We start from the raw sequence: 10,378 nt of genomic DNA on the forward strand, positions 1-10,378 counted from the left end.
TTTCTGAGAAAACCTATAGTTTTATTGCAATACCATGGTATACTCTATGGAAATCATAAGTTTCCTTATGGGTATTCATCAGCAATAAATTAGGACTTATGCACCAACTATGCTTAGGCTAGGGATACGATATGTCGTGTCCCTAAACATGCTGGTTCAACGGTAATTTTTGACTTATAACTTATTACTTCGGGTAACTTTGATTTTTGATTTGTTAATCGAGAAAACTATTTCATGCAAATAACCAATCAAATCCATTTTCGTAACCTAAAAGGAGATATTTTTGGCGGGTTGACGGCGGCTGTTGTTGCCTTACCCATGGCACTAGCCTTTGGAATCGCTTCAGGCGCTGGTGCGGCGGCGGGTTTATGGGGGGCAATCTTAGTTGGATTTTTTGCCGCTTTATTTGGGGGTACACCGAGTCTAATTTCTGAGCCAACTGGTCCAATGACGGTTATTTTAACCGCCGTAATTGCTGGACTTCAAGTGAATAATCCGGACAATTATCTCGCCCTGGCATTTACTGTGGTGATGATGGCAGGAGTCTTTCAAATCATCTTTGGGGTATTACGATTGGGGCGATATATTACCATGTTGCCCTATAACGTCATTTCCGGATTTATGACCGGAATTGGCGTGATTCTAATTTTTCTGCAACTGGCTCCTTTTTTGGGACAAGAAACACCTGCAGGGGGTGTCTTGGGTGTAATTCAAAATCTGCCGACTCTAATCACGAATATCGATCCGTGGGAAACGATTTTAGGAGCCATAACCTTAGCGATTCTGTTCTTGTACCCGTCCCAATTTAAAAAAGTGATGCCACCCCAATTAGTGGCTTTAGTGATTGGGACAGCCATTTCGCTGATTTTCTTTAGTGGTGTTGAGATTCGCACAATCGGCACGATTGGAGAAATTGCACCGGGTTTACCTGAGCTACAAATGCCTGCTTTTACACCCGGAAATGCGCGGTTAATGTTCGTTAATGCAATTGTGTTGGCGACGGTAGGTTCTATTGATTGCCTATTAACCTGTCTCGTGTCCGAAAGTCTAACTCGACAAGACTGCAAATCGAACAAAGAATTAGTCGGTCAAGGTGTTGCTAATTTAGTGACAGGTTTATGTGGTGGAATCGCGGGTTCTGGAGCAACAACAGCGACGGTGGTGAATATCCAAGCGGGTGGACGCACGGCGTTATCGGGTATTTGCCGTGCTTTAGTTCTGTTCATCGTGGTGTTGTGGGCGGCTCCTTTAACCTCTACAATTCCCCTTGCTGTCTTAGCGGGAATTGTTTTAAAAGTTGGGATTAATATCATTGATTGGGGCTTTCTCAAGCGGGTTCACAAAATCTCTTGGAAAGCAGCGGGGATTGTCTATGGTGTGGTACTGCTAACGGTGTTTGTGGATTTAATGATCGCTGTAGCCGTTGGCGTATTTATCGCGAATATATTAACCATCGAAAACCTATCAAAATTACAATCAAATGCAGTTAAAGCGATTACTGATGCGGATGATCAGATTGTTCTCACTGATGAGGAAAAGCACATTTTAGATGTGGCGAATGGGCGAGTTTTACTGTTCCACCTGAGTGGACCGATGATTTTTGGTGTAGCCAAAGCGATTTCCAGAGAACACAACGCTATTGCTAATTATGATGTTTTGATTGTCGATTTAGGTGAAGTTCCTATCCTGGGCGTAACGTCTTCCTTGGCGATCGAAAATGCGATTCAAGAGGCGATCGATGAAGGACGAGAGGTGATTGTTGTGGGCGCAACCGGGAAGATAAAAAGTCGGTTAGAAAAGTTAGGGATTGCTGGCTTAATTCCCGGACATCACTGGATGGGCGATCGCTTGACAGCACTGCAAGAAGGTTTAGCGATCGTTCGTGAAAAACAAGGCTTCAGCTATGAGGAAAAGGGAGATCAGTTTACCAGTTCCCAAGCTTAAGAGTTTGCAATACACAGACAGATCCCCGACTCTCTTGGAGAAGTCGGGGATCTTGCTTAAGGCTGTACCTCATCAGAAATATGCTGTATCGGGACAGAAAATCCAATGTAGGGGCGGGTTTAGGGATAAAATTAATGGAGTCACCCATCATCTTTCCACAAAACCCGCCCAGCTCAACCCTTTCAGCCCGACATTTTTGAGTGCGATCGCGGTTAACAATCCGGTGGGTTTTGTTGTCCAATTTGCAATTAATTGATTGTCTGGCGATGGGGGAATGGGCGGGTTTTGTTGTTCCATTATCGGTGACTAGATGGATTGATTCCCTAAACCCGCCCCTACATCTAACTTTTTGGACTTTGGACAAACAAATTAATTCCGGGAGGTTGGAGGACTAAGGATCATTAGCTGATCGCCTCCGTCACTTTCATACATCATCACAACAGGTGGACTTAACGTGCGATCGCGTTTATCGGGTAAAGCTGGAAAGATGTAAAAATAACCGTCGCGATCAATGAGTAAGCGCCAGACGATTGGGGTTTCTGGATCACTGGTATCGGTGAGTTCTTTACCCAGAAGTCGTTGATATAAATCTTGGTCGCCGATAATCCGGAAACCGGAAGGATTGACCAAGGGATTGTCCAGTTTGCGTCCCAGGGAGACGGTGTTGTCTGGGGCAACAACGGTGATAATCGGTAGGGTTGAGGTTTCGTTAACCGCATCTAACCAAGCATCGGTATCGGCTTGCCATTGGGCTAACCAAAATAGTGCGGTTAATGCCCATAAAACAATCACAATTTCGACGGTGAGAGAGCCTAAAAATTGCAGCGAATTAAACTGAGTTGAACTAAAGTTAACCAAGGATTGTATCCCTTGGGATAGCCATGCATTGGGGTGTTGTCTGGCGTAATTGAGGAGAGGCGATCGCACTCTTTTGGTTAGCGTGGTGAGACTCGCCATCACCGGCTTTTTAATCAGCCAAAGGGTGAGGTGAATCGCCGTAGCGGTGAGAATAAGCGCGATCGCGGTTCGGATAATGGCGAAGGGAGAACCAAACAGGGCTTGGAATGCAGCGATATAGAACGACTCAAAGGGTAAGTTTAGGGTGGAAACCTCAAGATTGAAAAAGCTAAAATAAGCCCAACGGTATATCCAACCGGTAAAGTACAACCCCGCACCGAGTAAAACGACGAGACTGGTAACTTTGCCTAATAGGTTGGGTTCGTTAGGATCAGGAGGAGTGGAAACCACAGACTTTTCACAGCGCTATTCATTTCAATCATATTACGGGGTTTTAGGAGTATCACCAAAGCGATGAAAACAGCACTGAACATCATTACCTTGACTCTACTGGTTTCAAGTCCTGGAGTCATCGGGTATGCTGAAACTACGATGAGCAAACCCAGAGAGATTGCTCAAGCCACTAACCAGCAAGCCCAACCGTTACCCGTGGCGTTACCAGACACCGCTTTGGTGTGGCAAAAACCTGGGGGTTCAATCAGTGGTCAATTGACGGCGTTGAGTGAACAGGGGTTAACGATTTCTCAGAATAATTTCTCGGAAACCTTACCTCTGGATGAAGTGAACCGAATAGAATTTCAGGAGGAGGTGTGGATTCGCAATCGACAGGGGCAAAGGGTGAGAAGAAAAGTGCGATCAGAAGATTCCTCTACAAGGAGACCGCAAGTTTGGCAGGGAGTGCCGATTGGGGCGTTTCAACTGCAAAACCCGGAAACAGCGAGTCTTAGGTTAGGGACTGTTTTAAGCCGTGAGGATTTACAAGATATTCTCTCGATTTCTAGAGATAGTATTTATGTCGTTAATGCGATTGAATTTGAATTTGATTTGTCAGGACTAACGATGACGATTAAGGCAACGCCAATTGACCGTTAGGTGTGGAGGGTTGGGTGCTATGCGGCAAATTTTATCGGGTGTTTTAGTGGTCAGTATGGGCTTGGTTCCTGTAACTGTGCCGTTGATGGTTCAACAAAGTTGGGCGCAAACCCAGGATTTACAGGCAGAATGGGAGGCGCTTTTAGAGCAAGCTTTACAGCAAACACGAATTGGGCAATATGAACAGGCAATAGAAATTTTTCAGCAAGCTTTAGATTTAGCACGAAAACTGAACAATAGACAGCAGGAAGCGTTGACACTGCATGAAATTGGCTTTAATTTTTCTCAGCTTGATCAGTACCAGAAAGCTCTAGACTATTATAACCAAGCCTTACCCATTTTCCAGGAAATAGGCGATCGCCCAGGTGAAGCCACTACTCTCAATAATATTGGCTTCGTCCACGATGCTATCGGACAACCACAACAGGCATTAGACTACTATAACCAAGCTTTACCTCTTAGCCAGGAAGTTGGTAGTCGCGCAGTTGTTGCCACTACTCTCAATAATATTGGTGGGGTCTATGATGCCATTGGGCAACCGCAACAAGCATTAAACTACTATAACCAAGCCTTATCCATTCTTCTGGAAATGGGAGACCGCGCAAATGTTGCCACTACTCTCAATAATATTGGTGGAGTCTACAATGACATTGGACAACCGCAACAAGCATTAAACTACTATAACCAAGCCTTACCCATTCTTCTGGAAATGGGAGACCGCGCAAATGTTGCCACTACTCTCAATAATATTGGTACGGTCTACTATGCCATTGGACAACCACAGCAGGCATTAGACTACTATAACCAAGCCTTACCAATTAGTCGCGAAGTAGGTGATCGCACCGGTGTTGCCACTGCTCTCAATAATATTGGTGAGGTCTACCGTGCCATTGGACAACCGCAGAAGGCATTAAACTACTATAACCAAGCCTTACCCATTCGCCAGGAAGTGGGCAATCGCGCAGGTGTTGCCACTACTCTCAATAATATTGGTGCGGTCTACCATGCTATTGGACAACCGCAGAAGGCATTAAATTACTATAACCAAGCCTTACCCATTCTTCGGGAAGTGGATGATCGCACAGTTGAAGCCACTACTCTCAATAATATTGGTGCGGTCTACCGTGCCATTGGACAACCGCAGAAGGCATTAAACTACTATAACCAAGCCTTACCAATTAGTCGCGAAGTGGATAATCGCACAGGTGTTGCCGCTACTCTCAATAATATTGGCTTGGTCTACGATGCCATTGGGCAACCCCAACAGGCATTAAACTACTATAACCAAGCCTTACCAATTAGTCGCGAAGTGAGCAATCGCGCAGTTGTTGCCGCTACTCTCAGTAATATTGGTGCGGTCTACCGTGCCATTGGACAACCGCAAAAGGCATTAGACTACTATAACCAAGCTGTGACCATTACCCTAGAAATGCGTCAGGGTTTACAGCGAGGAAATCGACAGTCATTTTTAGGAAATGAGCCAGGTAGTGTAATTGCTCTAACAAACCTCTTGATTGACCAAAATCAACCCAAACAAGCTTTTGAATGGATTAACCTTTACAGCACAGCCGAACTCGCTGATTACACCCGCCTCATTGATGCCCAAGTGAGTAATCCCCAAGCCCAAAACTCTCTAGACCAGTGGAATCAAAAAAATCAGCAATTAGAATTCCTCCGCCAGCAATTACAAGCCAACTTTTCTGAGGAACGCTCTCGCCAATTTCGGGAATTTGAGGCACAAGTTAACCAAGAAGCGGAAGACCTCTCACGCCAGTATCCTGAAATCGCTGAACTCCTAGAAACCACGCCTGATGATCTGGAGCAACTCCAAGCCAGTATCCCTGATGGTACAGTCGTTATTCAGCCCGTCCTGCTGACTAATATAAACAACGTTCCCAACCATATCGCTATTTTCATCCTGACAAAAGACCAACCCATCACGGTTAAAAAAGTTCCCGTCGATCCGGATCAACTAGATACCCTAATCACTGACTACCGAGAGATATTGCAAGACCGTTATGCCACAGGCTTCCGCGACACGGGTAACGAACTCTACGACTTATTGATTCGTCCCATTGAAGACCAAATCCAGGCATTATCTCCTAGCAAAATTGCCATCATCGCCACAGGTAAACTGCGTTATATTCCCTTTGAAACCCTCTACAACCGAGACACAGGCAAATTCTTAGTTGAAGACTATCCCATCAATTATTTCACTCGCTTAAGTGTCAATTCCCTGCAATTGACAGACACCGGAAATTCTCCATCTTTACAGCGTGGGGCATTAGGATTAGGGAATCCAATCCCGGAAGAACCCTATAATTTACCGGGTGCGGAAGCCGAAATCAAAAATCTACCCAACCTCCTACCTGGAAGTGAAATCTATCTGGGTAACGACGCCACTGTCGAAAGATTCAAATACCACGCCTCTCGCTTCCCAGTTATCCACCTTGCCACTCACGGCTGTTTTGAATCTGAGGGTTGCTGTTTGGGAGAAGAGGAAGACTGTAATGGTGTACGCCGCATCGATATGGAACCCAACACCCTCCTATTTGCCGATGAACCCTTCAACATCGCCAATGCTGCACGATTAGGCATGAAAAATACAGAACTTATTGTCCTCAGCGCCTGTCAAACCGCTTTGCGAGAAGAATCAGATGGGCGGGAAATTGCGGGTATCGCCTACTTATTTGAACGGGCAGGTGCTAAAGCAGTCATGGCAAGTTTGTGGAATGCTGAGGATGAAACAACATCCGAAATTATGACCCAATTTTATCAAAATCTCAACCAAGGGATGAGTAAAGGAGAAGCACTGCGTCAGGCAAAACTTCAACAGATTGATCGTCATCCCTTCTATTGGTCACCATTTATTTTAATTGGTAATGCCCAATAGTTCGTAGTGAGAGCTTTAGCTCTCTCCAGCTATGCATTAAAGCACTAAAGTGCTTACTACAAACAAAGTCCTATTTGAATCTGGTCACGCCACTACTGGACTGATCCAGCGAAAATTGTGGAATAGACTTGACCATTGAATCGGGCGCAAGTCTTTGCGCCCCTACGGTTTCGGGTCTCCCATTCTAATTCATCAAATAAGGTGTGCCACGCCACTACGCTTGTCCATCACGCGAGTCTCCTTAATTCTGCTGCTTTTAACCCACTGCATAATCACTCATTTCACGCATGAAAGGAGGATGAAACCCTAGCACTATATCATGTTTTGGCACACCCAAATCGACTAATTCTGCCGCAATATCATGCTCCGTTGAATTGTAAAAAATCCAGATTTTCTCATTCCGAATATCCAGATGCATTACACAATGATGCACCCAGCGCCTATGGTGCAAACCTAGATGCACAATTTGATAGTGATTTCGCTGCGTATCAAAGATTGTCTCTAATGTCTAGATCGCATCCCTACAGCCGCTACTTACCCCATTTTAATCAGAGATACCAACTGTCAATATGGATCAAAGCATTGATTGATATGGGTGTCTCCTTTGTGCAGCAAGTCCTAAATATCCAACTATTTCAAGATGATTCAGGATGTATACTTGTCTGGTGACGTAACTATCGCCGGATACCTTCGCCAACGTCAATGAACAAAACACCGCGTCAGTTTTCCCAATCCCGCATCGTGAGTCGGGATAAGCGCAGTCGGTTTGATATTGCTCGAAAAGGGATATCTCACAGTCATTGGCGAGATCCTTACCATTTACTATTGACACTCAATTGGTCTTGGTTCTTCCTTCTCATTGGGGTAGGTTATATACTAATTAATGTCTTATTTGCATTGTTGTATTTTGTTGGTGATGATTGCATCGAAAATGCCCGTCCAGGTTCCTTCTGGGACGCTTTTTTCTTCAGTGTTCAAACCATGGCGTCGATTGGCTACGGTGCGATGTATCCCCGCCCAGACTGTACCTACACCAATATCTTAGTCACCATTGAAGCCCTAACTGGCTTAATGGGATTGACCACAGCAACAGGATTAATGTTTGCCCGTTTCTCTCGCCCTACCGCCAGAGTTCTGTTTAGTCGGGTGGCGGTTATTACTGTGCATAATGGTGTGCCGACGTTAATGTTTCGGATGGCGAATGAGCGCTACAACCAGATTCTGGAAGCCCAGTTAACGGTGAGTTTACTGCGTAACGAGATCACAGCAGAAGGGGAATTTATGCGTCGCTTTTATGACCTAAAATTGGTTCGTAGCCAGACTCCTATTTTTACCTTGACGTGGACGGCAATGCATCCTATTGATCAGAGTAGTTCTTTGTTCGGGACAACACCAGAGTCGCTAGCTGAAGCCGAGGTGGAAATTGTGGTAACGTTTACGGGGTTAGATGAAACTGTTTCTCAGACGATTCATGCCCGTCACTCGTACATTGCTGAGGAAATTATCTGGAATCGGCGGTTTATGGATATCATATCAAGAGGTCGAGATGGGCGGCGGATTATCGACTATCGCCTCTTTCATGATGTGATGCCATCTGAGTGAACATAACTCGATGACCAGAAAAGCCATAAAAATAATAGTAAATTTATAGTTAATAAATCACATCTCAAACACGGTTGATGAATACATTTCGCGTTGGTATTGCAGGACCAGTGGGTTCCGGAAAAACCGCTTTATTGGATGCTTTGTGTAAGGCGATGCGGGCATCCTATCAAATTGCTGTCGTCACCAATGACATTTACACCCAGGAAGATGCCCAGTTTCTGGTAAACTCTCAAGCATTAGAGCGCGATCGCATCCGGGGTGTGGAAACGGGAGGCTGCCCACATACGGCGATTCGAGAGGATGCATCCCTGAATTTAGCGGCAATTGAAGAGTTAGAACAGAAGTTCACCCCCTTAGATTTAGTCTTCTTAGAAAGTGGGGGGGATAACCTAGCCGCCACCTTTAGCCCAGAACTCGTCGATTTGACCCTTTACGTGATAGATGTCGCCGCCGGTGACAAGATTCCCCGCAAAGGTGGACCCGGAATCACTAAATCGGATTTATTGGTGATTAATAAAATAGACCTAGCGCCAATGGTTGGGGCTGATTTGGGTGTTATGGAACGAGACGCCAAAAAGATGCGAGGTGATAAGCCATTTGTATTTACGAATTTAAAGACTCAGGACGGATTAGCAACCGTGATTGATTTTATCAAGCTCCAGATGGGGGTGTCTTGACAAAGGCTGTTTAATTTGCTAGTAAATCCGGTGAGAGAACCGGAGATAAAAACATTCAGTAGTTAGCCTGTCCCTATCCTACCCTCATCTATTGCCTGTTAATGGTGAGGAATGATACTTGATTAGATTTTATGTAGGGTGGGCAAGTCTGTTCAAGGATAGAATAAGCTTTTCTACGAGCGGGTAATTGCTCAGAATTAACTTTACTCCTTACGGGTAGATTAATTGCCAAAGTATTTGCTTACGTATTTTTACCAGGTTCCTCTTAATTTAGTGAGTAAAATATCCGAAAATATTCCCTATTGCTCTCGAATCTACAAAGCTAAACTGATAAAAAGTTTAGGCTGAAGTCAATGTTAAGTGATTTAGAACTCTGGTTATCCTTAAACGCTCGACGGTATGTCGATCTTTGCCAACAACCCCAGATTGATATAGAAGACATGGCATTTTTAGAGAATTTTAGAGTTTTGCAAAGGATAGTTGTTTCTCAACGGCAGACACAGGATGCTCGATTACCCGATTGGCAGCAGCTATCAACAGAAATAAATAGGGTCTGCTGAATAAGTTTTATGGTGAGGGGAGGGAATAGGGAACACCTCGACTTCGCTCGGTGTGTCACAGGGAACAGTTTCAACATCTTGACTATAGACGGGTGTTCTAGGAACGAGGCTCAATAATCCAGGAGTGTCTCACCTAAGAGGGATAACGTTAGCCTCAATCAATGTTACATTTGTTTACAAAGGCAATTATAGATAACTGAAGCGGAGAATTGCACTATGACAAACCCATCAAATACACCAGCACCCGAAACCATTACCAGTCCCGAAGAACGCAATGCTTGGAAATTTGGCTTTAGCCCCCAAGCCGAAATTTGGAATGGTCGTCTAGCCATGCTAGGCTTCATTATTGCCCTATTCGTTGAATACTTTTCGGGTCAAGGAGTTCTGCACACCTTAGGAATCATGTAAGCCTATTTGATGTCTCTAAGAGACAGCGTAGGGACACGATATATCCATTTCCATTGGTGTCAATTTAAGATCAAAAATTTGTAATACCTTAACTTGACATCTCCCTAACCCTCTCCTTGTCAAGGGGAGGGTATTCTAATGGCTTGGGTTTTTCCCTTGCTTCCCCAGCTTCCAGACGTGCCATGGCACGTCTCTACATTGCTTCCCCCACTCCCCCCTGACAGGTGTAGGTTTTTTATTTTATGGTTGGGACTAGACTTGGAGGACAAGGAAGGAAAGAAGACAAGGGGGGAAAACCGTACAGAATTCGGTTCGGTTAAACTAACTTCTAAAAGCCGAAACGCCCTATTTTTCGTTCTCACTCTTCCTTGTCTACTGGTCTACCTGTCTTCCTTGTCTTG

General features: G+C 44.8%; 11 protein-coding genes. 8 read left to right on the forward strand and 3 right to left on the reverse strand.

The window, feature by feature from the left end; all coding sequences use genetic code 11:
* Nucleotides 1–234: 234 nt before the first annotated feature.
* Nucleotides 235–1,944 carry a bicarbonate transporter BicA gene (bicA, locus tag RIG66_RS10090; protein WP_446377616.1) on the forward strand — a complete coding sequence of 570 codons (1,710 nt, stop codon included), beginning with the start codon at nt 235–237 and terminating at the stop codon, nt 1,942–1,944.
* A 147-nt stretch (nt 1,945–2,091) separates the two neighbouring features.
* On the opposite strand, the gene RIG66_RS10095 is transcribed toward bicA, so the two are convergent.
* On the reverse strand, nt 2,092–2,241 hold the full coding sequence (locus RIG66_RS10095; RefSeq protein ID WP_446377618.1) for a hypothetical protein: 150 nt from the start codon (nt 2,239–2,241) through the stop codon (nt 2,092–2,094).
* Nucleotides 2,242–2,313: 72 nt separating this feature from the next.
* Nucleotides 2,314–3,192: a hypothetical protein gene (locus RIG66_RS10100; RefSeq protein WP_446377620.1), complete on the reverse strand. Its 879-nt coding sequence runs from the start codon at nt 3,190–3,192 to the stop codon at nt 2,314–2,316.
* Between the two features lie 63 nt (nt 3,193–3,255).
* On the opposite strand from RIG66_RS10100, the gene RIG66_RS10105 reads away from it, so the two are divergent.
* Both RIG66_RS10105 and RIG66_RS10110 read left to right on the forward strand, forming a co-directional pair.
* Complete coding sequence (locus RIG66_RS10105) at nt 3,256–3,834, forward strand: hypothetical protein (protein WP_446377622.1); 579 nt, start codon at nt 3,256–3,258, stop codon at nt 3,832–3,834.
* A 19-nt stretch (nt 3,835–3,853) separates the two neighbouring features.
* The gene (locus tag RIG66_RS10110; protein WP_446377624.1) at nt 3,854–6,727 is read left to right on the forward strand and encodes a CHAT domain-containing protein; all 2,874 of its coding nucleotides are present in this window, start codon (nt 3,854–3,856) and stop codon (nt 6,725–6,727) included.
* Between the two features lie 256 nt (nt 6,728–6,983).
* On the opposite strand, the gene RIG66_RS10115 is transcribed toward RIG66_RS10110, so the two are convergent.
* Entirely contained in the window at nt 6,984–7,223 is a 240-nt protein-coding gene (locus RIG66_RS10115) for an element excision factor XisI family protein (protein WP_446377632.1), read from the reverse strand.
* 206 nt (nt 7,224–7,429) lie between these two features.
* On the opposite strand from RIG66_RS10115, the gene RIG66_RS10120 reads away from it, so the two are divergent.
* The 5 genes from RIG66_RS10120 to RIG66_RS10140 all read left to right on the forward strand — a co-directional run.
* Nucleotides 7,430–8,329 carry an ion channel gene (locus RIG66_RS10120; RefSeq protein WP_446377626.1) on the forward strand — a complete coding sequence of 300 codons (900 nt, stop codon included), beginning with the start codon at nt 7,430–7,432 and terminating at the stop codon, nt 8,327–8,329.
* 77 nt (nt 8,330–8,406) lie between these two features.
* Nucleotides 8,407–9,009, forward strand: a complete 603-nt coding sequence (gene ureG / locus RIG66_RS10125) for an urease accessory protein UreG (RefSeq protein ID WP_006105539.1) — start codon at nt 8,407–8,409, stop codon at nt 9,007–9,009.
* A 353-nt stretch (nt 9,010–9,362) separates the two neighbouring features.
* Nucleotides 9,363–9,569 carry a hypothetical protein gene (locus tag RIG66_RS10130; RefSeq protein ID WP_446377628.1) on the forward strand — a complete coding sequence of 69 codons (207 nt, stop codon included), beginning with the start codon at nt 9,363–9,365 and terminating at the stop codon, nt 9,567–9,569.
* 216 nt (nt 9,570–9,785) lie between these two features.
* Nucleotides 9,786–9,977 (forward strand): chlorophyll a/b-binding protein, encoded by a 192-nt coding sequence (locus RIG66_RS10135; RefSeq protein WP_006105490.1) that lies wholly within the window; start codon nt 9,786–9,788, stop codon nt 9,975–9,977.
* A 138-nt stretch (nt 9,978–10,115) separates the two neighbouring features.
* On the forward strand, nt 10,116–10,378 hold a 263-nt coding region (locus tag RIG66_RS10140; protein WP_446377630.1), incomplete at its 3' end, for a hypothetical protein.

The organism is Coleofasciculus sp. E2-BRE-01 (assembly GCF_040221695.1).
GTDB lineage: Bacteria > Cyanobacteriota > Cyanobacteriia > Cyanobacteriales > Coleofasciculaceae > Coleofasciculus.

Bases quoted from the DNA above. Each gene is read 5' to 3' on its own strand.
- RIG66_RS10135 (WP_006105490.1), top strand. From the start codon at position 9,786: ATGACAAACCCATCAAATACACCAGCACCCGAAACCATTACCAGTCCC.
- RIG66_RS10095 (WP_446377618.1), bottom strand. From the start codon at position 2,241: ATGGAACAACAAAACCCGCCCATTCCCCCATCGCCAGACAATCAATTA.
- RIG66_RS10110 (WP_446377624.1), top strand. From the start codon at position 3,854: ATGCGGCAAATTTTATCGGGTGTTTTAGTGGTCAGTATGGGCTTGGTT.
- RIG66_RS10130 (WP_446377628.1), top strand. From the start codon at position 9,363: ATGTTAAGTGATTTAGAACTCTGGTTATCCTTAAACGCTCGACGGTAT.
- RIG66_RS10105 (WP_446377622.1), top strand. From the start codon at position 3,256: ATGAAAACAGCACTGAACATCATTACCTTGACTCTACTGGTTTCAAGT.
- bicA (WP_446377616.1), top strand. From the start codon at position 235: ATGCAAATAACCAATCAAATCCATTTTCGTAACCTAAAAGGAGATATT.
- ureG (WP_006105539.1), top strand. From the start codon at position 8,407: ATGAATACATTTCGCGTTGGTATTGCAGGACCAGTGGGTTCCGGAAAA.
- RIG66_RS10120 (WP_446377626.1), top strand. From the start codon at position 7,430: ATGAACAAAACACCGCGTCAGTTTTCCCAATCCCGCATCGTGAGTCGG.